The organism is Arthrobacter alpinus (genome assembly GCF_900105965.1).
Taxonomy (GTDB): domain Bacteria; phylum Actinomycetota; class Actinomycetes; order Actinomycetales; family Micrococcaceae; genus Specibacter; species Specibacter alpinus.
Map to the genome: position 1 here is coordinate 57,599 of NZ_FNTV01000001.1, position 22,277 is coordinate 79,875.

The following is a 22,277-nucleotide window of genomic DNA, read 5'->3' on the forward strand; positions in this document are numbered from 1 at the left end:
GCATCATGAATCGCGTAAACCATCAGCCGACCTTGCAACAGCCCCTCGGGTCAGGGTTTGGCCACGACAGCACGGCGCTTTCCGTGGTCGAAGCCATGGACCTCACCGGTTGTGCGGCCATCGTGACAGGCGGATATTCAGGCCTCGGGCTGGAGACCGTCAGGGCGCTGGCAAGTGCTGGTGTGGCGGTGAGCGTTCCTGCCCGTCGTGCCGATCATGCCCGCGGGGTGCTGGCAGCAGCAGATCTAGGCAGTGTAGACGTCTTTGAACTGGATCTAGGTGATCAGGGCAGCGTCAAAGCGTTCGCTGCCAAATACTTGGATTCCGGGCGCAGGCTGGACATCTTGGTCAACAACGCCGCCATCATGGCCTGCCCCGAAACGCGGGTTGGCCCCGGGTGGGAGGCACAATTCGCCACTAATCATTTGGGTCACTTCACGCTCGCCAACGAGTTGTGGCCCATCCTTGCCGACGGCGGTGCACGCGTCGTGTCGCTGTCATCCACCGGCCACAAGCGTTCCGGCATTCACTTTGATGATCCCCAATTCACCAAGGGCTATGACAAATGGCAGGCCTACGGCCAAGCAAAGACCGCCAACAGCCTCTTCGCCGTAGAGCTTGATGCCCGGGGAGCCGAACATGGGGTGCGGGCCTTTGCCGTGAACCCCGGCGGCATCATGACCGGGCTGCAGCGCCATTTGACCAGAGATGAAATGGTGGCGGCCGGATGGATGAACAAGGCAGGAAAGCTGCGGGAAGGGTTCAAGACCCCGGAACAGGGAGCCGCAACGTCCGTCTGGACCGCAACGTCACCTCAACTCGACGGCAAGGGGGGTGTGTACTGCGAGGACTGCGATATTGCCCGTCCCACTGATCCGCAATCCGAGCTGGCCCGCTTTTCCGGAGTCGACGCACACGCCGTGGACGCCGAAGACGCCAAGCGATTGTGGGAGCTGTCGGCGGAGCTGACAGGGGTCAACGCCCTCGGCTGAGAGGTTTCGAACTAGACGGCGGTTTCGCCCTCGACGCGGCTCGTGATGGCCGTGCTGATGGTTTCGGGAGAGATTTTCAGGCCGTAGAGCACATCGAGGGCCGCGAGATAGCTTTCTGCATCGCCGGCTGCAGCGATTTCCTTGGCCCGGACGGTGGGGACGTGCAAGAGCTGTTTGACCATGCGCCGCATGGCGAATTCCACTTCATCGGCGGCCGCGGTGCAACCGTGCTGCTTACGGACCTTGGCAATTTCATCGTCAAGAACTGCCATCGTGTGACGGCGCAGCGCCACGATGGCGTGGTCCAGCGAACGGGAATTCTGAGACTGTTCAAAGGTCCGGGTGGCCTCCGCAACCATGGCCGAGGCCTCCGCCAATGTTGATTCCTGTTCGGCGGGGGCCGCCTGACGCACGGTCTCGAGCGTGAGCAGGTCTACGCCCGGAAGATCGGCGATATCTGGCGCAAAGTCATGGGTCAAGGCCAGGTCGATAGCGGTTAATTGCTGCGTGGAATCGCTGCGCATTTCGCCCAGGTCCGTGCTGGAAAGCTGGTGGTCCGAGCCGCTGCAGCCAACCAACAGCGAGGCCTTCGCCACCGCGGCGGGCAGGGCCTGATCATCCAAGGCGGTGCCACCACGGGAAGCAACAAATGTCTCGGCCCGGCCCGAGGAGGAATACACCGAAATGTCGGTACATCCGCGTTGGATCAGTTGAGCCATGGCGGCACCGGCATAGGCGCCCGTGCCAAAGAGGACAGCAGATTTACCAGCCAGAGGGCCGGAAACTGATGCGGCGTTGGCCGACTCGCCAACGGAAGAGGATGCGGCGTCTTGGAGGTCAGAAGCTAGATCCAGTGCCACGGAAACGATCGACATGCCACGGCGGCCAAGCGCCGTCTGTGCACCTACATCCTTGGCCGTCTTGGCTGCAGCCTGAAAGAGCCGGACCAACGGCGGGGAGGTCACGCCCTGTTCCTGGGCGGTGCTCAGCGCTCGGCGTACCTGCCCGGCAATCTCGCGTTCGCCCACGACCGCGGATTCCAGGCCCGTGCTGACAGCAAAAAGATGGCGGGGGACCGCATCCGAATGCAGGGTGTTCAATGCTTGGGAAACTTGTGGTTCGCTCAGTCCCGAGTGCTTGCTGACGGTCTCAATCAAGGAGCTGCGCGCAGCCTCAACATCTTCGTGGCTGCGGGCGTGGACATAGAGCTCAAAGCGGTTGCACGTTGCCAAAGTGACAAGACCGGCAACGGCGTTGTCCTTCTCGATGACGTCAGCACTGACAGCCGCGGCACCGGCACTTAGGCGGGCAACGGTTTCCAGATCAATGGATGAATGAGAGGCAACGAGCGAAAAGACGACCACAATTTCACAATGGTAGACCCCCAACCTGATGGTTTGCGGACAGGGAAGGCAAAAGCGTCACCAAGAATCTGTGATGCTGCTTACCCCCACCGCGCCGCCATGCCTTACTACGGTGACAGTTTGTGCACAAAAGAACCCCAGATTGGCTCTGTATGGTGGTGCCATGACACTGAGCCCCAGCCACCCCCTGATGGATGGCCGCACCGCCAATTCCCCCCTGATCACGGCCTACCGCGGTGGCACTCCCAGCCGCCGTCCCGTCTGGTTCATGCGCCAGGCAGGCCGTTCACTGCCTGAATACCGTGAGCTGCGGGTGGGCACCACCATGTTGGAGTCCTGCCTGAAGCCGGCCATGGCCGCCGAAATCACCCTTCAGCCGGTTCGCCGCCACGACGTTGACGCGGCCATTTTCTTCTCCGACATTGTTATTCCCCTCAAGCTGGCCGGTGTGGGCGTTGACATTGTTCCCGGGGTTGGCCCCGTCCTGGACAAGCCCATCCGCACGGCCGAGGACATTGCAAACCTGCCCGAGCTGACCGATGAGGCGCTGGATCCGATCCGTGAGGCTGTTGCCTTGACCGTTGCCGAACTGGGCAGCACCCCGCTGATCGGCTTCGCCGGCGCCCCGTTCACGGTGGCCGCCTACATGGTTGAAGGCAAGCCGTCGCGCGACCACCTGGGCCCGCGCACCATGATGCACGCGGAGCCGGAACTCTGGGCCGGGCTGATGAACTGGGCAGCCGACGCATCGGGCAAGTTCCTGCGCGCCCAGATCGAGGCCGGAGCCAGCGCCGCTCAGCTTTTCGATTCCTGGGCAGGTTCGCTGGGACTCGCCGACTACACCGAGCACGTTGCTCCGGCGTCGGCCAGGGCCTTGGACCATGTCCGCGATTTGGGTGTTCCCCTGATTCACTTTGGCACCGGAACCAGCGAACTTCTCCCCGCCATGTACGGCGTGGGCGTGGACGTCATGGGCGTCGATTACCGCCTGCCGCTGGACGAGGCCAACCGCCGCCTCGGTGGCACCGTGCCGCTGCAGGGCAACATTGATCCGGCCCTGCTCAACGCGCCCTGGGAGGTCCTTGAGGCGCATGTGCGCGCCGTCGTAGCAGCCGGAGCCGCGGCGCCCGGCCATGTGGTGAACTTGGGGCATGGAGTGCCGCCCGAAACGGATCCCGCCATCCTGACCCGCGTGGTGGAACTCATTCATTCCATCTAGAGCAATCCATTTAGCACCAGCGCAGCCCAGCACCAGCCGTAAGGGGACACCATGGAACACCGCAAACACGCAGCGAAGCAGCACAGCCATCCGCTCGCCCAACGTGCCGTGGTGGTTGGCGGCGGCGTCTCCGGGCTGCTGGCCGCCAAGGACCTCCAAGCCGCCGGTTTCCAGGTTGCCGTGTACGACGCCGCCTCCGCCTGGGGCGGCTGCGTGTCCCAGCACGAGGTGGCCGGGGTGGTGCTCGACGGCGGTGCGGAATCGTTCGCGACCCGCACCACCGCCGTCGCTGATTTGGCCGCGGAGCTGGGGCTCGCCGCCAAGATTGTGACGCCCAATCCCGCCGGCGCCTGGGTCTGGTTGCCGGATGGCCCCGTGCCGCTGCCGCGCACTGGTGTTTTGGGCATCCCCTCTGATCTCAACGCGCCCGAGGTCCGCGCGGCCCTGGGCGCCTCCGGTGTGCTGCGAGCGGCCCTGGACGCGAAGATGCCGGCCACGATCGGCACCACCGAGGCCGTGTCCAGCGTGGCCGAGCTGGTCCGCGCCCGCATGGGCAAGCGAGTCCTCGAACGGCTCGTGGCACCCGTGGTTGGCGGGGTGCACTCGGCGGATCCCGAGCTGCTTGATGTGGACATGGTGGCCCCGGGCCTGCGCGCGGGCATCCGCGAACATGGCTCGCTGGCCGCCGCCGTGGCAGCCCAACGAGCAGGTGGCAGCAAGCCCGGCTCGGCCGTTGGCGGTCTCATGGGCGGGATGCACACTCTTGTGACGGCGCTGGTGGAGCAACTGCTGGCTGCGGGAGTCCAAATGCATGCCGGATACCGGGTCAAGGCCATCTACCGCGACCCGGCAGAATCCGCCGGACCCGCCGAGCCTTTGTCCGCGCCCTGGAACGTCGAATGGGAGCATGGCACCGAACAGGGGAGCGATGCCGCTTCACTGCTGGTGGTAGCCACAGACGGCCCGACCGCGGTCAAGCTGTTGTCCACCGAGCTGCCCCAGCTAGTGCCCTTTGCTCCTGCCCCCGGACCAGACATCCGGCTTGTCACCTTGGTGGTGGACGTACCCGAACTCGATTCAGCACCGCGTGGGACAGGGGTGCTGGTGGCCCCCGGCGTGGAGGGCGTCAAGGCCAAGGCCCTCACACACGCAACGTCCAAGTGGGGCTGGCTGGCCGATTCCACAGGCCCTGGAACTCACGTCCTGCGGCTCTCCTACGGGCGTGCCGGCGTCAAGCGGTCAGATGCGGTGCGCCTCACCGCAGCCACGCCCACCGAGGAAGACCTGGTGCCCACCGCATTGGCTGATGCCTCCACCCTGCTGGGCATTGAGGTAACCGAGGCCGATCTCCTGGGCGCGGACATTGTCCGGTGGAAGGGAGCCTTGCCGTTTGCCGCCGTCGGACATCAGGCGAAGATGGCGCAGGTGCAGGCCTTGGCCGCCGCGGTGCCGGGGCTCGCACTGACCGGGGGCTGGCTGAGCGGCAACGGGCTCGCGGCCGTGGTGGCCGGGACCCGACGAACCATTGGCACGCTAGTCCAGGACATGGCCAAAGAGTGACATTGGGCACTTTCTACGCAATGTAGAGAACCTTGATTTAAGCTTTCGGGCCGCTGGGGTGCAAACTTGAAACCATGAGCCACACAAATGCAGAATCTGTCACTAAAACCCCGAGTGAGACCCCGTTCACGCTGTGGACAGTCTTCAAGCGGACCGGATCCTTCACCGGCGCGGATGCCGCCATTGCAGAGTTTGATGACCTGGTGGCCGCGCTGGCTGCACAAAGCATCACCCTGCGTGGAGCCTACGATGTCTCCGCCATGCGCAATGATGCGGACATCATGGTGTGGCTCGTCGGCGCCGATGCCGAAGGCCTGCAGCGCGCCGTGCGCTCCATCCGCCGCACCGAGCTGTTCGCCGCAACCGAGATCGCCTGGTCGGCCATGGGCGTGCACCGAGAAGCCGAGTTCGCAAAGTCCCACGCGCCCAGCTACATGGGCACCAACGAGCCCAAGGGCTGGGTCTGCGTCTACCCGTTCGTTCGCTCCTACGACTGGTACATCCTGCCCGCCGAGGACCGCTCCCGCATGCTGCGCGAACACGGCATGCTGGGCCGCGAATTCCCGCAGGTCCAGGCCAACACCGTCTCCGCCTTCGCGCTCGGTGACTGGGAATGGCTCCTGGGCCTGGAAGCTGACAACCTCATCGACCTCGTCGACATGATGCGCAGCCTGCGTTACTCCGACGCCCGCCTGCACGTGCGCGAAGAAGTGCCCTTCTACACAGGCCGCCGCGTTGCCAGTGCCGAGGTTGCCGAGGTTCTCCGATGAGCGCCCCGGTTTCCGCCCCGGCCCAGTACGACGCGATCCTGCTCGCCTCCTTTGGTGGTCCCGAGGGCCAGGACGATGTCATTCCCTTCCTGCGCAACGTGACCCGCGGTCGCGGCATCCCGGACGAGCGCCTCGAAGAGGTCAGCCACCACTACCGCAAAAATGGTGGCATCAGCCCCATCAACGCCCAGAACCGTGCCCTGAAGGCGGCCCTGGAGGCCGAGCTGGCCAGCCGCAACATCGCGCTGCCCGTACTATGGGGCAACCGCAACTGGGACCCGTACATCCCCGCCGTGCTGCAAGAGGCGTACGACGCCGGGCACCGCCGACTCTTGATGGTCACCACCAGCGCCTACTCCTCATACTCGAGCTGCCGCCAATACCGTGAGGACATTGGCATGGCCCTGACCGAGACCGGTTTGGATGGAAAACTGGCCGTGGACAAGGTGCGCCAGTACTTTGACCACCCCGGTTTTGTTGAGCCCTTCATCGAAGGAACGGCCGCATCCTTGGCGAAGGTCCGTGCCCAGCTGGCTGGGGCAGGGACTCCCGAGGCCCCGGTTCACGTCATGTTCGCCACGCACTCCATCCCCACCAGGGACGCCGAAGCCTCGGGCCACTCCGAGCTTGAACTGCGCGAATTCGCCGAAAATTCGGCCTACGTGGCACAGCACCTTGCTGCCGCAGAGGCCATCATGGCTGCCGTTGACCCCAACCAGGAATGGTCTCTGGTGTACCAGTCGCGTTCAGGTGCCCCGCATGTGCCGTGGCTGGAGCCCGACATCAACGATGCCCTGGCGGATCAGGCTGCTGCCGGCACCAAGGGTGTTGTTGTGGTTCCGCTGGGTTTTGTCAGCGACCACATGGAGGTCCGCTGGGATCTGGACACCGAAGCCGCCGAAACCTGCGCGGAACTGGGCCTGGCCTTTGACCGTTCACCCACCCCCGGCACGCATCAGAAGTTTGTCAGTGGACTCGTGGACTTGATCTGTGAACGCACCATTGAGAACCACATTGAAGAACGCCCCGCCATGACCAAGCTGGGTCCGTGGTTTGATGTGTGCAACCCAGGTTGCTGTGCCAACTTCCGTGGCGAAAAGCCCGTTATCTCTGAGGTTGGCAGCACCGTTGGCCTCGTCTCCGCATCCACCCAGGCTGGTTCTTAATTCCCATGGCTGACACAATGGCAAGCGTGAAAATTGGAACCCGCGGGAGCAAGCTGGCCCTGAGCCAGACCGGACAGATCACCGACAAGCTCAGTGCTGTTGGCGGCTTCACGGCTGAGATCATCCCCATTAAGACCGACGGCGATGTCCTCACCGGTCCGCTCTCCCAGATGGGCGGCACGGGCGTATTTGCCGCCGAATTGCGTGCTGCCGTTCTGGACGGCCGTGTTGACGTGGCCGTGCACTCGCTCAAGGATCTGCCCACCGCGGCCGTTCCAGGTCTGGCCCTGGGTGCCATCCCTGTGCGTGCCGATGCTCGGGATGCCCTGTGTGCTCGGGATGGCCTAAAGCTGACGGAGCTGCCCGAAGGCGCAACTGTTGGCACAGGCTCGCCGCGCCGTGCCGCGCAGCTTTTGGCGGCACGCCCGGACCTGACCGTCATCGATATCCGTGGCAACGTCGATACCCGCCTGGCCCGAGTGCCCGGCCTGCCGGGCAATGCGGCCGCCGAGGTTGTCCCCGGCAAGGTTGCAGATTTGGACGCCGTAGTTCTGGCCGCGTCCGGCCTGGGCCGCATCGGACGTCTGGACACCGTCTCCGAATTCCTCGACAGCGACGTCATGCTGCCAGCCCCCGGCCAGGGCGCGCTTGCCCTGGAATGCCGCACCGCCGACACCGACCTCACGACCGTCTTGGGACAGTCACTTTCTGCCATTGACGACCAAGACACTCGCCTGGCCGTCACCGCAGAGCGTGCCCTTCTGGCCCGCCTCGAGGCCGGCTGCAGTGCACCCGTGGGAGCCCTGGCCCACCGCAAGGGCTCCATGTTGTACCTGGAAACCGTTGTCTGCTCCTTGGACGGCACCCGTTCGATGCGCCTCAAAAAGGCTACTGACGGTCTCACCAGCGTGGGCGCCACCCTTCTGGGGATCGAGCTGGCCGAGGAACTCCTCGCCGGCGGTGCAGGAGACTTGGCAGATCTGGCCGGCTCCGCGAAATGACCGACCCCGCGGCGGTGGTCGCGCCCGATAAAGCCGCCAGCTCGCTGTCTGGCTTGCGCGTTGCCGTGACCCGCAGTGCTGACCGGGCCGGGGCTTTGGTTGAGGCCTTGGCTGCGGCCGGGGCTGAGCCGGTCTTGGTTCCCCTCATAGATTTTGAGGTTGGTGATCCGGAAGCCCTGGGTGCCGCGCTGCGCCGTTTGGCTGCGGGGGAGTACAGCTGGCTCGTGGTCAGTTCCATCACCACGGTGCGGGCCATGAAACAGTGGTGCGAAGCCGCTGGAACTACGCTGGCAGAGCTTATTCCGGCCACGACTTTTGTGGCGACAATCGGGCCCACCTCGGTTGCCGTCTTGGCGGCCGAAGGCATCAACGCTTCGCTGGCGCCGGTGGACATGCAATCGGCAGCCGGGCTCGTGGAGTTGTGGCCGGTCATGGCTCCGGCCGACGGCGGATCCACTCGAGTTCTCCTGCCTCAGTCAAACCTCGCCGAGCCCACCCTGGTGAACGGGCTCACCGACAAGGGCTGGGAACCCGAGATCGTCACGGCCTACAGGACTGTGGACTATCCGGCCGATCCGGTGAGGCGACTGACGGCCAAGCTGGAGTCGAAGGCTCCGGAGCGGGGATGGATTTCAGAGGTCGCCCTGCGACCGAAGAAATCTTACTGCCCGCGAGGAACCTCCGGCTCCAGCGTCCCTGAAGTACTCACCCCAGCCGAAGCGGCACAGGAGATCCAAACGGGGGCGATCAACGCCGTCGTACTTGCATCCGGGAGTGCAGCCCGCCGGGTGGCGGAAACCATGGCGCCGCTGCCTCCGAGCTGCCTTGTGGTGGCGATCGGGCAGCCAACCCGCGCTGAAGCCCAACGGCTGGGGATGCACGTGGCCGCCACAGCAGGACAACCAACGCCTGAGGGTATCGTGGCCGCATTGGCCCGGGCCCACAACAATTTACACAACCAGTAATTTAGGAAGTCATCATGAGTTTCCCCCAGCACCGCCCCCGCCGCCTGCGCAGCACCATTGCCATGCGCCGTCTGGTCAGCGAATACTCCGTAGCGCCTGCGGACTTGATCCTGCCGGTGTTCATCCGCGAAGACCTCACCGAGCCCAGGGCCATCACCTCCATGCCGGGCGTGGTGCAACACACGACTGCCTCGCTCATCGAGGCTGCGCGTGAGGCAGTGGCGCTGGGTTTGGGCGGCATCATGCTGTTCGGCATTCCGGCCGAGCGAGACGCAACAGGGACTGCCGGCATTGATCCTTTCGGTGTGCTGAACAAGGCGATCCGGGACGTACGCGCCGCAGTGGGCGATGACCTGGTCATCATGAGCGATCTCTGCCTGGACGAATTCACAGACCACGGGCACTGTGGTGTTTTGGACTCCGCCGGCCAAGTGGACAACGATGCCACCTTGGAAATTTACGCCAAGATGGCCGTGGCCCAGGCCGCCGCGGGTGCACACATTGTGGCGCCCTCCGGCATGATGGACGGGCAGGTGGCAGTGATTCGCGAGGCACTGGATTCCGCCGGGTTCACCACGGTGTCCGTGCTGGCTTATGCGGCCAAGTACGCTTCGGCGTTCTACGGCCCGTTCCGCGAAGCCGTTGACTCTCAGCTTGTGGGGGACCGCCGAACCTACCAGATGGATCCCGGCAACCGCCGCGAGGCGCTGGTTGAGGTGGAACTGGATCTCGCCGAGGGCGCCGACATCATCATGGTCAAGCCCGCAATGAGCTACCTGGACATCCTGGCAGACGTAGCAGCCATGAGCCCCGTGCCGGTTGCGGCCTACCAAATCTCCGGTGAATACGCCATGATCGAGGCAGCCGCAGCGAACGGTTGGATCAACCGCAGGGCGGCCATCGAGGAATCGGTCCTGAGCATCAAGCGGGCCGGCGCCACCATGATCCTCAGCTACTGGGCGGCCGAACTGGCCGGCTGGCTCCGCGAAAACTAAAACTCACTTCTTCCGTAATTCAGCTCCCTTTAGCCAAGGATTCTTCATGACCAGCTCGCAGGAACTTTTTGACCGCGCCAAGACCCTCATGCCCGGTGGGGTGAACTCGCCTGTGCGCGCCTTTGGCTCCGTGGGTGGAACACCGCGCTTCATGGTTAACGCCAAGGGCGCCTACCTCACCGACGCTGACGGCCGCGACTACGTTGACCTGGTGTGCTCCTGGGGCCCGGCCCTGTTGGGACACGCGCACCCGGATGTGTTGGCAGCCGTCCACGCGGCCGTTGACCACGGACTGAGCTTCGGCGCCTCCACCCCGGCCGAAAGCGAACTGGCCGCCTTGGTGCAGGGGCGGGTATCCGGCGTCGAACGCCTCCGCATGGTGTCCACCGGCACCGAGGCAACCATGACTGCCGTGCGCCTGGCCCGCGGTTTCATAGGCCGTGACTTGATCATCAAGTTCGCCGGCTGCTACCACGGACACCTGGATTCGCTGCTGGCCGCGGCCGGCTCCGGCCTGGCCACGCTGGCGCTGCCCGGGTCCGCTGGTGTCACTGCCGCCACCGCTGCCGAGACGCTGGTCCTGCCGTACAACGACCTCGCCGCCGTCGAAGCCGCCTTCGCCGCGCATGGGGACCGGATCGCCGCCGTCATCACCGAGGCCGCACCCGCCAACATGGGCGTCGTCACCCCGGGGGAGGGCTTCAACGCAGGGCTGTCCCGTATCACCTCAGCCAACGGCGCCCTGCTGATCCTGGACGAGGTCCTGACCGGATTCCGCGTTGGTGCGGCCGGCTACTGGGGCCTGACCGGCGAATCCGAAGGCTGGACCCCTGACCTGTTCACCTTCGGCAAGGTCATTGGTGGCGGACTTCCCACGGCGGCCCTCGGTGGCCGCGCGGACGTCATGGATTACCTGGCTCCCCTGGGCCCGGTCTACCAGGCGGGCACCTTGTCCGGAAACCCCGTGGCCATGGCCGCCGGCGTTGCCACGCTGGCTGCCGCCACCTCGGCCGTCTACGCCACGGTGGATGCACGCTCACTGGAGCTGTCCGCAGCCCTGTCAGGCGCATTGTCCGCGGAGGGTGTTGACCACTCCATCCAGCGCGCCGGCAGCCTGTTCTCTGTAGCGTTCGGCACCGCAGCCAACGGCGTTCACAACTACGACGACGCGCAGGCACAGGAAGTATTCCGCTACGCGCCGTTCTTCCACTCCATGCTGGACTCCGGTGTGTACCTGCCGCCGAGCGTCTTCGAAGCCTGGTTCCTCTCCGCAGCTCACGACGACGCAGCCATGAACCGCATCTTCGAGGCCCTGCCCGCCGCGGCGAAGGCTGCAGCTTCCGCCTAGTCTCACGCGAAAACGGGGCCAACCCGCGAGAACGGCGAAAGTACTCACCGTTCTCGCGGGTTGGCCCCGTTTTCGTGTTTTGATGCTAGAGCACGTCCGAGAGGAAGCCCTTCAAACGGTCAGTCTTCGGCTCGGTGAACAGCTGGTCCGGAGATCCGGTTTCCACCACAACACCGCCATCCATGAAAGTCACGGTGTCGGACACATTCCGGGAGAAGCCCATTTCGTGGGTCACAACCACCATGGTCATGCCGCCCTTGGCCAGATCGGTCATGAGCGCCAGGACGCCCTTCACCAACTCCGGGTCCAGGGCGCTCGTGGCCTCATCAAAGAACATGACCTCAGGCTCCATGGCCAGCGCGCGGGCAATCGCCACACGTTGCTGCTGCCCGCCGGAAAGATTCCCCGGACGAGCATCGGCCTTGTGCGACAGGCCCACAAGATCAAGCTGCTCGAGGGCCTTGGCGCGAGCCTGATCCTTGGGCAACTTCTTGATCTTGTGAAGGGCCAGGGACACATTGTCCAACACGGTTTTGTGTGGGAACAGGTTGAACTGCTGAAAAACCATTCCAATGCGACGCCGGAGCTCGTCCGGGTTGTCTTGCAAAACGGAGCGTCCATCGAGCTGGATGTCACCCTGATCTGGTTCGATCAGCCGGTTCATGACGCGCAGCAGGGTCGACTTTCCAGAACCCGAGGGGCCAATTACCGATGCCGTGGTGCCCTGGGGTACGTGGAGATCGATCCCGCGCAGCACCTTGTTGGCACCGAAGGCCAGATGAATATTGGTGGCTGTCAGGGAGCCTGAATTAAAGTCACTCATGTCTAAGCGCCCTTTCCAACGACGGCGGCGGCTTCGTCGGGTTCAATCTTCTGAGCCCGGCCTTCGCGCATGCGCTTGTCGATGTAGTTGACCAGATGGGTCAGCGGAATGGTCATGCACAGGTACAACAACCCGGCGGCGATCAAGGGAGACATATTTCCCGAGTTCGCGGCCGCATCGTTGCCCACGCGGTAGATTTCTCGCTGGCTGGAGAGCAGCCCCAACATGTAGATCAAGGACGAATCCTTGATGAGGTGGATCAGCTGGTTCACCAAGGCCGGCAGAACCCTGCGGATACCCTGCGGGATGACCACAAGCATCATGGCTGAGGTGTAGCTGAAGCCCAAGGCTCGGGATGCTTCCAGCTGTCCCTTGTCAACACTCTGAATGCCCGAACGGAAGATCTCACCCATGTAGGCGGCAGCCATCAAAGTCAGCGCGAAAATCCCCAACGGGAACGGGTTGGTGATACCCATGGACTGGCGCAAGATGGGCCCCAGCCCGATGCCGATGATCACGATGACCAAGATGGCGGGAAGCCCGCGGAGGATATCCGTATAAATCCGTGCCATCCACCGTAAAACGGGGTTTCGTGAGATGCCCATGATGGCCAGGACCAGGCCAAGGATGGATCCCAGAATGCCCGAGGAAATGGCGAGGATGAGCGTGTTGGGCAGGCCGACAGTGAGCATGCTGGGAATAACTTCCCCCATGGCCTGCCAGTCAAAGAATGTTTTAAGGAACTGCTCGAATGCATCCACGAATTGCTTGCCTTAGGAGATCTTGGCGGCCTTGGACCCGGGGGTCCAATCAGCGGGGGTTTCGCGCTCCGGGTACCATTCCTTGGTCAGCTTGGCCCAGGTGCCGTCGGTGATGACTGCGTCCAGCGCGGAGTTCAACGCATCGATCAGCGGCTTGTTCTCGGAGTTCACGGCATAAGCGGTGAAGTTCTGAGTGTTGACCACGGACTCTGCGATAACCGTGCCGTCGCCATCCTTGACCTGGCCGGTTGCCTGCTGTGAAGGAGCAACCCAGGCGTCAACCTGGCCGTTCTTCAAGTTGGCGTAGGCCGTGTTGTAGTCGGAGAAGCGAACCGGCTCGAGCTTGAGCGTGTTGGTGACGTAGTCATCCTGAACGGTGCCCTGAACAACGGCGATGCGGGTGTCGGCGCTCAAGTTGGCGAAGCCCTTGACAGCAGAGTCGGTCTTGGCCACAACGGCCATGTAACCGAAGTCGTAACCGTTGGTGAAACCAACGGTCTCACGGCGCTTGTCGGTCGTGGAGATCGAGGAGGATCCCACATCGAACTGCTTGTTCTGAACCTGGGACAGCAGGGCGGAGAAGTCGGTGGACTTGAATTCAACCTTCAGGCCCAGCTTCTCGCCCATGGCGCGCAGCAGTTCGTTGTCGTAACCGGTGAACTTGCCATCTTTGTCGATGTAGATGTTCGGCGGGGCATCGGAAAGAGTGCCGACCGTGATGGTGCCGGGCGTGATCAGGCCCAGGGCAGCCGTATCAATCTTGTCCAGCGCGGTGACGTCGGCGGTGGTGTACTTGTCCAGCGAGGTCTGGTCGCTGCCGGCAAGGGCATCCGTGGGGGTTTCGGAGCTGGTTGCATCCGTGCCGCCGCCGCAAGCTGCGAGGGAGAAGGCCAAGGCAACGGCGACCGGAACGGTCGTGAGCCACTTCAGGGCAGATTTCTTCATCAAACTTTCACTTTCATTGCAGGTGCCCAGCCCGAAGGACGGCTCGGGAGGGGAATAAGCGTGGCGTGGGAGCCGGGCTAAAGCTCACAGGAGCTTCTTAGCAGAACTCAACCAACAAAACTAAATTATGTCACCCGCACCAAAAATATGGCTGATATGAACTTATGCGTGCTTGATTCGGTGCTTTGCCAAAGAAGATGCGATCATGCGCCACGGGGCGCCTGCCCTGACTGAACGCAGGTATGCAGTCCCGCACGACTGACGTGCCACTAATTGTGCAATTGAAAGTGACTGATAATGTGATTTGAATCACAAGACTTCGATGCGGCCAGGCGTTGCGGGCCTTAGGGCAGGACCGGCCAGTCACCCTCAATAACAGCGGCGGGGTCCTTCATACGGCGCAAATACTGTTGGAAGTCTGCAGCCTGCTCACGGGCCCACCCCACCTGCGCGGCATGCAGATCGTTCAGGTCTACCCGCAGCACGCTGTATTTGGCGGCTAGGGCGTCTGCCAGGCGAAGAGTGGCCTCGGCATCCGCGGCCGAGGTGTGGGCGTCGTCGAGCTTGATGCCATACTCCTCGCACAGCGCCACGAGGGTGCGGCTTCCCTTGCGGAACTTGTCCACCTGCTTGTTGCAAATAAAAGGGTCGATCACCGGGGCGGCCGTGATCTGCGGCAGCTCGTGCCGGCGAGCCTCGTTGGCCAGAACGGTGAAGTCATAGCTGGCGTTGAAGGCGATCACGGGGATGTTGTTGGCGAACAAGGTGGCCAGGACGGCGCCTACCTCGGCCGTGACCTCATCGGCGGGCCGCCCGTTTTCGCGCGCATGCGCCGTGGAGACGCCGTGGATAGCCGAAGCTTCTTCCGGGATTTCAACGCCGGGATCGGCCAGCCACTCATAGCTTTCGGCAACGGCACCGGCATCATCAACCATCACGATCGACGCCGTGACGATCCGGGCCGTGCGCGGATCCTTGCCCGTTGTTTCCAGGTCAAATGCGGCACGGGGGTGCATGCTCCAGCTAGTCATTCCTCAACGCTACCTGCTGCCATGGACAAAGAAGTACCAGGAGCGTCCCGGACGCAATGGCCAACTACGCTTGAGGCATGCGTGAGCAGTATCTTGAAGCGGTTTTGGCGGTGGCGGACTTGATTCCGCCTGCACGGGTTCTCTCCTACGGAGACATTGCGGCCTTGTTGGAGAGCGGCGGTCCCCGGCAGGTGGGTGCCGTCATGGCCGCCCAGGGGAGCACCGCGCCTTGGTGGCGGGTGATTCGGGCCGGCGGCCAGGCACCCCAGGGGCACGAACGCCGGGCGCTGGAGCACTACCGCCAGGAGCAAACGGCACTGCGTGGGGATACGGCCGCCTCGTGGCGTGTGGATATGAAGGCTGCACGTTGGAATCCCACGGAAGCTGAATTTGACCTCATCGATGCAATTGCGGCCACGTTGCAGGAAGCGGACGACGCCGGATCCGAAATGTCAGTACCTCGTGATGGAATTCAGGCATGAGCATGCAAGCAGATCAGCCGAATCCAGAGCAGTCAGCGCAGCGGGGCAGGTTTGCCGTGCCCAGGCTTTCGCTCGTGCCGCCGGCTGACAGTGTCAGGAGTGCCCCGCAGCTCAGTGCCGACCAGCAGCGTGTGGTGGATCTTGCACCCGGCTCGGGCCCCATGCTGGTCTGGGGTGCGCCGGGCACCGGCAAGTCAACGGTACTGATCGAAGCAACAGTCAAGCGAATGGACCACCACGGCATTGACCCGGCCGGTGCGCTCCTGCTGGCTCCGTCGCGTCTTGCTGCCGCACGGCTTCGTGATGGCTTCAGTGCGCGGCTTACAAGAAGCCTGAGCACCTCCCCGGCACGAACCTGGTCGTCCTACGCCTTTGACTTGTTGCGCCGGGCCAAGGTTGAGGGGCGCATGCCACACCTTGACGGACCGCCTCGGCTCATGAGCGGCCCGGAACAGGACCTGATCATCAGGGATCTGCTGGTGGGGCACCGGATGGGGTTGGGCACCGACCCGCAGTGGCCAGCCGAATTGGCCGACGCCGTTGAAACCAGAGGCTTCCGCCATGAAATCCGCCAGCTCTTTGACCGCGTCATTGAATACGGACTTGCTCCGGCGGAACTGGCCGAGCTGGGGGTGGCCAATCAGCGCCCTGATTGGGTTGCGGCAGGATCGCTGTACCAGGAATACCGGGACGTGGTGGACTGGGGAAAGTCCGGCTCCTTTGACCCGGCAGGCATCATCACGGCGGCCACAACACTTTTGCAGCTGGACCCGGAGTTTCTGGCGCAGGAACGCAACAGGCTGACCCTGATTGTTGTTGATGACATCCAGGAGGCCAATAAGTCGGTGCACGAGCTCCTTCGCCTGGTGGGTCGCGGCAAGGATGTCCTCGTGGCGGCCTCGCCGGACACCGTGGTGCAGGGATTCCGTGGCGCCCGCCCGGATCTTGTGGCGTCACTGGCGGACAGTTTATCCACGCACGAGCGCCCCTTGCTTCAGTTTTCCTTGTCCACCTCGCACCGGATGGGCCAGCCCTTGGCTGCGGCGTGGCTAGGCGTTGCCGACCGGATCTTCCAGATCCGTGGCGGCCACAAGGCCAGGGAGCTTGCCTGGCCGGCAAGCCAAGGCGAGCTGGAGGCAACAGCCGGGGACCCGGCGTCGTCCGGCCACGACAACTCGTATGTGAGTGCGCATGTGGTGGCATCCGAGGTGCACGAGCTGCGTTTGGTGGCCGAGCGCATCCTGCACCTGCAGCACCTGGGCGGCTATGGCCTGAATGAGATGGCAGTGATTGTCCGTACCGGTTCCGCATTGGCCGCGTTGCAGCGGTATCTGAGCGCGCAGGGGATTGCCGTCAAGGTGCCCGTCGCAGAGAACCCAGTCCGCGATGAGGCCGCCGTGCGCCCCCTGCTTGAAGCCTTTGGCATTGCCCTGGCCCCGGAGAAGCTCGACGCCGAGGCTTGCGTTTCGCTGTTGACCTCCCGGTTGGGGCGCTCCACGGCGTTGCACCTGCGCCGTCTGCGCCAAGCGTTGCGCCAGCAGGAATTGCATGCAGGTGGCGGCCGGGCCAGCGACGAACTGCTCGTGGAAGCACTGTTGAAGCCCGAGAAGCTGGAACCACTCGGGTGGGAGGCCGCCAACGCACGCCGCATCGCGGCCATGCTGGGCGCGGGCCAGGCTGCCGTGGCCGAGCCCGGCGCCAATGCCGAGACCGTGTTGTGGGCGTTGTGGGATGCCTGCGACAGCTCCGGGACATGGGAGACGCAGGCGCTGCGCGGCGGGCCAACAGGTATTCGTGCAGACCGCGACCTCGATGCGGTTATGGCGTTGTTCCAGACTGCAGAGCGCTACGTTGACCAGCTGCCCGGCTCCAGCCCGCAACAGTTCTTGGACTACCTGATGAGCCAGGAACTGCCCATGGACACTCTGGCGGCCCGCGCCCAACGAACGGATGCCGTGGAGATCTTGACCCCGGCCAGTGCGGCTGGCAGGGAGTGGCCAATCGTGATTGTGGCAGGCTTGCAGGAGGGTGTCTGGCCCAACACTCGTTTGCGTGGGGAGCTGCTGGGAAGCCAGCTGCTGGTGGACGTCTTGGAAAACGGGGCGCAGGCGGCCCGGCAGATTGAACCGGCCGCCAGGCTGCGTGACATCAGGTATGACGAGCTGCGCAGTTTCGCCGCCGCCATTTCCCGCGCCAGTAAGATCCTCATCCTCACGGCTGCCGCCGGGCACGATCTGCAGCCCTCGCAATTCCTTGACCTGGCCGCTCCATTCGTCCCCGTCACAGACTCTGGTGGTGAGTCCCAATATCCAGTTCGTCCCGTGGAGCAGGTTCCGCGCCCCATGACGCTGCGCTCTTTGGTGGCGGAGCTGCGGCAGGAATCGGAAATGCATGCCGAACCCGAAGCGGCACGGATGCTTGCCGTATTGGCCGATCAACGCGTGCCCGGGGCCCATCCCGCCCAGTGGTGGGGCCTGCTGCCGTTGAGCACGGATGCAGCGATCGTGGCGCCGGGGGAGCCCGTGGTGGTCTCGCCGTCGAAAGTGGAAGAGGTGCTGAAATCTCCGCTGAACTGGTTCATCAAGGCAGCCGGTGGCGAAGCAACCACCGATTTTGCCCGCAGCCTGGGCACACTTATCCACGGGATCGCCCAGGACATACCCAACGGCGCAGGGCACGAATATCTGGCCGAGCTGGACAAGCGTTGGCCGTCCCTTGGGTTGCCCGAATCGTGGGAAACGGACGTTGATTACAAACGTGCCCAGGAGATGCTGGGCAAACTGGCCCAATACGTGATCGATGCCAGGCAACAGGGGCGCACCCTGGTGGGCGTGGAGGAGAACTTCACGGTTGATCTCGGTCAGCTTCCCGAGAACGGCCATGTGGTTCGCCTGCGGGGCCAGGTGGACAGGCTTGAGGCAGACGCCCAGGGAAACCTGATCGTCGTGGATATCAAGACCGGACGCACCAAGCCCACCAAGGAGCAGGTTGCCGAACACCCTCAGTTGGGCGCCTATCAGGTGGCAGTCAGTTCCGGCGGATTTGCGGAGCAGGCAGCCGCTGCAGGGCTGGCCGGCGCCGTTTCGGGCGGGGCCGCGCTGTTGCCGCTGGGGGACAACACCAAGACCGTGAAGACTCAGGATCAGGCAGCCATGGTTGCCGGCAGCGAGAACGACCCCACGCGCAAGGTCATGGAGGCCGCCCTGCTCATGGCGCAGGCCGTTTTCCCAGCCCGTCACGGAGCCGACTGGTCTGAACGCAACGGCTGCCCGCTACCCACCATCTGCCCGCTGTGCCCTGAAGGGAAACAAATCACCGAATGAGTACTTCTGACCTCCAGGGCACCAACGCGCCGGTTGATTTTCAGGCGGGGGCGCCCGAGCGCGCAGTCCTGAGCCCCTATGAACTAGCCGAGCTGTTGGAACAGCGCCCGCCCACCGAGGAACAGGCAGCCATCATCTGCTCGCCCTTGGAACCCCTGCTGGTTATTGCCGGAGCCGGATCAGGCAAGACCACCACCATGGCTGACCGCGTGGTGTGGCTCGTTGCGAACGGCTTGGTGCGCCCCGAGGAAATCCTTGGTGTCACGTTTACGCGCAAGGCAGCCGGTGAACTCGCCTCGAGGATCCGCGGGCAGTTGGCAAAACTTGGCACCCTTGCCCGGTCGGGGCTGGTGGATCTGGCTCCCGCCGCGGCCGCCCGGGACGCTCTTGAACCCAAGGTGTCCACCTACCATTCCTACGCCAGCGGCATCGTCACGGACTATGGCCTGCGCCTGGGCATTGAACGCGACGCCGTGGTGATGGGGGCAGCAGACGCGTGGCAGCTTGCCAGTGATGTTGTGGAAGCCCACGACGGCGCTCACGATCACTTCACGGCCGCCAAATCCACGCTCATCCAATCCGTGATGGACCTCGCCGGCGAATGTGCCGAACACCTGCAAGATCCCGATCAGGTCATGTCCACCATCGAGTCTTATCTGGCCAGTTTTGAGGCGCTTCCCTACATTGCCGAAACTGCCAAGCCGCGCACGGCAACTGTCAACAAGCAGCTGGATGTATTGAGAACGCGCGCCTCCGTGGTGGGGTTGGTGCAGAAGTACGCCGAGGCCAAGCGCCGCCGGAATGTGCTGGACTACGGTGACCTGGTGGCGTTGGCCGCCCGGATCGCTCGCGACGTCCCGCACGCCGCCGAGATGGAGCGGCAACGATTCAAGGTGGTGCTCCTGGATGAATTCCAAGACACCTCCCACGCCCAGCTGCAGCTCTTCGCCCAGCTCTACGGTGCCGGTCACCCCGTCACGGCCGTTGGTGATCCGCATCAATCCATCTACGGCTTCCGCGGAGCCTCGGCGGGCCAGCTCTTTAGGTTCCCGGAGATTTTCCTCAAGCCCGACGGCGGGTACGCGCCAACAGCCGAGCTCACCATCGCGTGGCGGAACTCCGCTCATATTTTGGCTGCCGCGAATGTGATGTCGGCCGAGTTGACCGCGGCCCAATCCCGCAAGGCCAATGCCAAATTGGCTGCCGGGTTGACGGAGGCGCAGCGCGCAGCGGCAGGGCCTCGCGTGGTGGTTTCGCCGCTGCGCGAAAAACCCAACGCACCTGACGGCGAGGTACTGCTGGCCCGCTACGAAACAGAATTGGCTGAGGCCGAAGCCATCGCTGCCGAAATCCTGGACCGCAAAGGCGATTTCACCCACCGCGGTGGCGCCCAGGGTGCCATGACAGTGGCGGTCTTGTGCCGGCGTCGCGCGCAATTTTCCCGGCTGCAGTCAGTCTTCGAGGCGCGCGGGATTCCCTATGAGATCGTGGGCCTGAGCGGGCTGCTGGGTACGCCGGAGATTGTTGATCTGGTGGCAACGCTGCGCGTTATTGCCGATCCCGGGCGCTCGGATGCGTTGATGCGCCTGTTGACGGGAGCCAGGTGGCGCATTGGCCCTGCGGATCTGATGGCGTTTGCCGATTGGGCCCGGCATTTGGCACGTCGTCGCGCCTGGGCTGCCAAGAACAGGGTGGACTTTGACGCTGCCGCACTCCGGCGTGAAAACATGCCCGAGGAGATCTCTGTGGCTGCCGCGGATGCTGCTGTCGTTACGGCCGATCTCGTTGATGCCTCATCGCTCATTGAGGCGCTGGATTATTTGAGTCCCGACTACTGGCCCGAGGCATGCCGCCCGCTCAGCGATGTTGCCCGCGGCCGGCTCCTGGCATTGCGGGACGAGTTGCGGGTTCTGCGCACCTTTGTGGGGGAGGACCTGTCCAACCTGCTCGGGGTTGTCGAGAGGACCATGCTCCTGGACATCGAACTGGCCGCGAAACCCGGCTCCAGCATCCATCACGCCCGGCGACACCTTGATGCCTTCTCCGACGCTGCCGCCACCTTCATGCAAGCTGCCCAACGCGTGGATCTGGACGCTTTCCTTGGCTGGCTGGAAACCGCCGAGTCAGAGGAAGGCGGGCTGGAGATGACGCCGGTTGAAAGCAACCCTGACGCCGTGGCCCTGCTGACAGTGCATGCATCCAAGGGGCTTGAGTGGGACGTGGTCTTTGTGCCCGGCATGAACGCCGGCGCGTTTCCCAGCGCCCGCGCTGACCGCTGGAGCACGGGTGCCAAATCGCTGCCCTGGCCCCTGCGCGGCGACAGCGACGACCTCCCTGTGTGGGATACCAACGTGCCGGATCTAAGGTCCTTGATGGAGAACGAGAAACTCTTTGCCGACGATGTCCTGCTCCACGCGGAGGAAGAGGAACGCCGCCTGGCTTACGTTGCCTTCACACGGGCCCGGGACTTCCTCATGTGCTCCACCACGGTGTGGGGCAGTGGGAAGAAGCCGCTCGTGCCCTCACCATTCCTTGACGAGTTACTCCCACTGACCGAAGGCGCACGTCAGTCCGCCGCCCGCGGACAGTGGAATGATGATCCCGAGGACGACGCCGTCAACCCGGTCAGTGCCGGCGCCGAGAGTGCGATCTGGCCCTATGATCCGCTCAACGGTCCGGACATTGAAGGCCGGGCCGGCATTGCGGCAAGGACGGGTCGCCGGGACAACGCCGAACGCTCGGCCGCCGCGGTCCGGGCCTCCCTTGTAACCCGAACGGACGCTGGCGGGCTCGAGACCTTGGCGGGCTCGCCCGAATTCCTCACCCGGAACCCTCAGTGGGGCAAGGAAGCGTCCGTGCTGTTGGCCCAGGACCAGCTTGAATCCGATCAGTTGCGGGTGGAACTGCCCCCGCATATCTCCGCCTCGCGTTTGGTGGCGCTGGGGGAGGACCCCGAAAAGGTCACTCGTGCCATGCGGCGCCCCGTACCCACCAAGCCAGGGATGGCAGCCCGCAAGGGAACGGCCTTCCACGCTTGGATCGAGGACTTCTTCGCCACCACGGGACAGCTCGACTTTGACGAGGAACCGGGCGCCGACTCCTACGTCGATGAGGCTTATGGGCTGGCCGATATGCAGGAAACGTTCAAAAACTCCGAATGGTCTACCCGGGTTCCAGCCGATCTTGAGGTTCCCATTGAAACCAGGGTGGCGGACGTGGTGGTGCGCGGGCGCATCGACGCCGTGTTCCGTGATGCCGACGGCGTGTGGGATCTCATCGACTGGAAAACCGGCAGGGTGCCCACCAAAGCCCAGCTGGCGGTGCGCGGCGTCCAGCTGGCCGTTTACAGGTTGGCGTGGTCACGCCTGAAGGGTGTGTCCCTGGATCAGGTGCGAGCAGCGTTTTACTACGTGGGTCAGGACAAGCTGATCCGGCCCGTCGACTTGGCCGGTCAGGAAGAGCTCGAAGCGATCGTCACGAGCGCGTATACGGGGTGAGAGAAATCAGCGGGGGCCAAGCCCCCGGTGGTCGA

17 protein-coding genes are annotated in these 22,277 nt (G+C 63.9%); 12 read left to right on the forward strand and 5 right to left on the reverse strand.

The window, feature by feature from the left end:
- Positions 1–5: 5 nt before the first annotated feature.
- Positions 6–992: an SDR family NAD(P)-dependent oxidoreductase gene (locus tag BLV41_RS00295; RefSeq protein WP_074709506.1), complete on the forward strand. Its 987-nt coding sequence runs from the start codon at positions 6–8 to the stop codon at positions 990–992.
- A gap of 11 nt (positions 993–1,003) precedes the next feature.
- On the opposite strand, the gene BLV41_RS00300 is transcribed toward BLV41_RS00295, so the two are convergent.
- Positions 1,004–2,356, reverse strand: coding sequence for a glutamyl-tRNA reductase (locus BLV41_RS00300; RefSeq protein ID WP_074709508.1), 1,353 nt, complete (start codon positions 2,354–2,356; stop codon positions 1,004–1,006).
- A gap of 163 nt (positions 2,357–2,519) precedes the next feature.
- On the opposite strand from BLV41_RS00300, the gene hemE reads away from it, so the two are divergent.
- The 8 genes from hemE (at position 2,520) to hemL (ending at position 11,380) form a co-directional block, all read left to right on the forward strand.
- A complete protein-coding gene (gene hemE / locus BLV41_RS00305; protein ID WP_074709510.1) occupies positions 2,520–3,575 on the forward strand; it encodes a uroporphyrinogen decarboxylase in 1,056 nt (351 codons plus the stop codon).
- Positions 3,576–3,626: 51 nt separating this feature from the next.
- Complete coding sequence (gene hemG / locus BLV41_RS00310) at positions 3,627–5,135, forward strand: protoporphyrinogen oxidase (RefSeq protein ID WP_074709512.1); 1,509 nt, start codon at positions 3,627–3,629, stop codon at positions 5,133–5,135.
- 74 nt (positions 5,136–5,209) lie between these two features.
- The gene (gene hemQ / locus BLV41_RS00315; protein ID WP_074709514.1) at positions 5,210–5,905 is read left to right on the forward strand and encodes a hydrogen peroxide-dependent heme synthase; all 696 of its coding nucleotides are present in this window, start codon (positions 5,210–5,212) and stop codon (positions 5,903–5,905) included.
- Positions 5,902–7,071: a ferrochelatase gene (locus tag BLV41_RS00320; RefSeq protein WP_074709516.1), complete on the forward strand. Its 1,170-nt coding sequence runs from the start codon at positions 5,902–5,904 to the stop codon at positions 7,069–7,071. Before hemQ ends, BLV41_RS00320 begins: the two co-directional genes overlap by 4 nt.
- A gap of 17 nt (positions 7,072–7,088) precedes the next feature.
- Positions 7,089–8,072, forward strand: coding sequence for a hydroxymethylbilane synthase (gene hemC, locus BLV41_RS00325; protein ID WP_074709518.1), 984 nt, complete (start codon positions 7,089–7,091; stop codon positions 8,070–8,072).
- Positions 8,069–9,037: a uroporphyrinogen-III synthase gene (locus tag BLV41_RS00330; RefSeq protein WP_074709520.1), complete on the forward strand. Its 969-nt coding sequence runs from the start codon at positions 8,069–8,071 to the stop codon at positions 9,035–9,037. The genes hemC and BLV41_RS00330 overlap by 4 nt, the downstream gene beginning before the upstream one ends.
- A 14-nt stretch (positions 9,038–9,051) precedes the next feature.
- Positions 9,052–10,032, forward strand: coding sequence for a porphobilinogen synthase (gene hemB, locus BLV41_RS00335; RefSeq protein WP_074709522.1), 981 nt, complete (start codon positions 9,052–9,054; stop codon positions 10,030–10,032).
- A 46-nt stretch (positions 10,033–10,078) separates the two neighbouring features.
- The gene (hemL, locus tag BLV41_RS00340; RefSeq protein WP_074709524.1) at positions 10,079–11,380 is read left to right on the forward strand and encodes a glutamate-1-semialdehyde 2,1-aminomutase; all 1,302 of its coding nucleotides are present in this window, start codon (positions 10,079–10,081) and stop codon (positions 11,378–11,380) included.
- An 85-nt stretch (positions 11,381–11,465) separates the two neighbouring features.
- Here the strand turns inward: hemL and BLV41_RS00345 are convergent, their stop codons facing one another.
- From BLV41_RS00345 to BLV41_RS00360, 4 genes are all read right to left on the reverse strand, one after another.
- Entirely contained in the window at positions 11,466–12,203 is a 738-nt protein-coding gene (locus BLV41_RS00345) for an amino acid ABC transporter ATP-binding protein (protein ID WP_044574518.1), read from the reverse strand.
- 2 nt (positions 12,204–12,205) lie between these two features.
- The gene (locus BLV41_RS00350; RefSeq protein WP_425284249.1) at positions 12,206–12,964 is read right to left on the reverse strand and encodes an amino acid ABC transporter permease; all 759 of its coding nucleotides are present in this window, start codon (positions 12,962–12,964) and stop codon (positions 12,206–12,208) included.
- A gap of 12 nt (positions 12,965–12,976) precedes the next feature.
- Positions 12,977–13,909 carry an ABC transporter substrate-binding protein gene (locus BLV41_RS00355; RefSeq protein ID WP_044574516.1) on the reverse strand — a complete coding sequence of 311 codons (933 nt, stop codon included), beginning with the start codon at positions 13,907–13,909 and terminating at the stop codon, positions 12,977–12,979.
- A 344-nt stretch (positions 13,910–14,253) separates the two neighbouring features.
- The gene (locus BLV41_RS00360) at positions 14,254–14,940 is read right to left on the reverse strand and encodes a 3'-5' exonuclease (protein WP_074709526.1); all 687 of its coding nucleotides are present in this window, start codon (positions 14,938–14,940) and stop codon (positions 14,254–14,256) included.
- A gap of 77 nt (positions 14,941–15,017) precedes the next feature.
- Between BLV41_RS00360 and BLV41_RS00365 the strand changes: the two genes are divergently transcribed.
- The 3 genes from BLV41_RS00365 to BLV41_RS00375 are packed head-to-tail and all read left to right on the forward strand — an operon-like array spanning position 15,018 to position 22,242.
- The gene (locus BLV41_RS00365; RefSeq protein WP_074709528.1) at positions 15,018–15,422 is read left to right on the forward strand and encodes an MGMT family protein; all 405 of its coding nucleotides are present in this window, start codon (positions 15,018–15,020) and stop codon (positions 15,420–15,422) included.
- Positions 15,419–18,745 (forward strand): ATP-dependent helicase, encoded by a 3,327-nt coding sequence (locus tag BLV41_RS00370; RefSeq protein WP_342028158.1) that lies wholly within the window; start codon positions 15,419–15,421, stop codon positions 18,743–18,745. The genes BLV41_RS00365 and BLV41_RS00370 overlap by 4 nt, the downstream gene beginning before the upstream one ends.
- A complete protein-coding gene (locus BLV41_RS00375; RefSeq protein WP_074709530.1) occupies positions 18,742–22,242 on the forward strand; it encodes an ATP-dependent helicase in 3,501 nt (1,166 codons plus the stop codon). Before BLV41_RS00370 ends, BLV41_RS00375 begins: the two co-directional genes overlap by 4 nt.
- Positions 22,243–22,277: the final 35 nt, after the last annotated feature.

Bases quoted from the DNA above. Each gene is read 5' to 3' on its own strand.
- BLV41_RS00295 (WP_074709506.1), top strand. From the start codon at position 6: ATGAATCGCGTAAACCATCAGCCGACCTTGCAACAGCCCCTCGGGTCA.
- hemE (WP_074709510.1), top strand. From the start codon at position 2,520: ATGACACTGAGCCCCAGCCACCCCCTGATGGATGGCCGCACCGCCAAT.
- hemG (WP_074709512.1), top strand. From the start codon at position 3,627: ATGGAACACCGCAAACACGCAGCGAAGCAGCACAGCCATCCGCTCGCC.
- hemQ (WP_074709514.1), top strand. From the start codon at position 5,210: ATGAGCCACACAAATGCAGAATCTGTCACTAAAACCCCGAGTGAGACC.
- BLV41_RS00320 (WP_074709516.1), top strand. From the start codon at position 5,902: ATGAGCGCCCCGGTTTCCGCCCCGGCCCAGTACGACGCGATCCTGCTC.
- hemC (WP_074709518.1), top strand. From the start codon at position 7,089: ATGGCAAGCGTGAAAATTGGAACCCGCGGGAGCAAGCTGGCCCTGAGC.
- BLV41_RS00330 (WP_074709520.1), top strand. From the start codon at position 8,069: ATGACCGACCCCGCGGCGGTGGTCGCGCCCGATAAAGCCGCCAGCTCG.
- hemB (WP_074709522.1), top strand. From the start codon at position 9,052: ATGAGTTTCCCCCAGCACCGCCCCCGCCGCCTGCGCAGCACCATTGCC.
- hemL (WP_074709524.1), top strand. From the start codon at position 10,079: ATGACCAGCTCGCAGGAACTTTTTGACCGCGCCAAGACCCTCATGCCC.
- BLV41_RS00345 (WP_044574518.1), bottom strand. From the start codon at position 12,203: ATGAGTGACTTTAATTCAGGCTCCCTGACAGCCACCAATATTCATCTG.
- BLV41_RS00355 (WP_044574516.1), bottom strand. From the start codon at position 13,909: ATGAAGAAATCTGCCCTGAAGTGGCTCACGACCGTTCCGGTCGCCGTT.
- BLV41_RS00360 (WP_074709526.1), bottom strand. From the start codon at position 14,940: ATGACTAGCTGGAGCATGCACCCCCGTGCCGCATTTGACCTGGAAACA.
- BLV41_RS00365 (WP_074709528.1), top strand. From the start codon at position 15,018: ATGCGTGAGCAGTATCTTGAAGCGGTTTTGGCGGTGGCGGACTTGATT.
- BLV41_RS00370 (WP_342028158.1), top strand. From the start codon at position 15,419: ATGAGCATGCAAGCAGATCAGCCGAATCCAGAGCAGTCAGCGCAGCGG.
- BLV41_RS00375 (WP_074709530.1), top strand. From the start codon at position 18,742: ATGAGTACTTCTGACCTCCAGGGCACCAACGCGCCGGTTGATTTTCAG.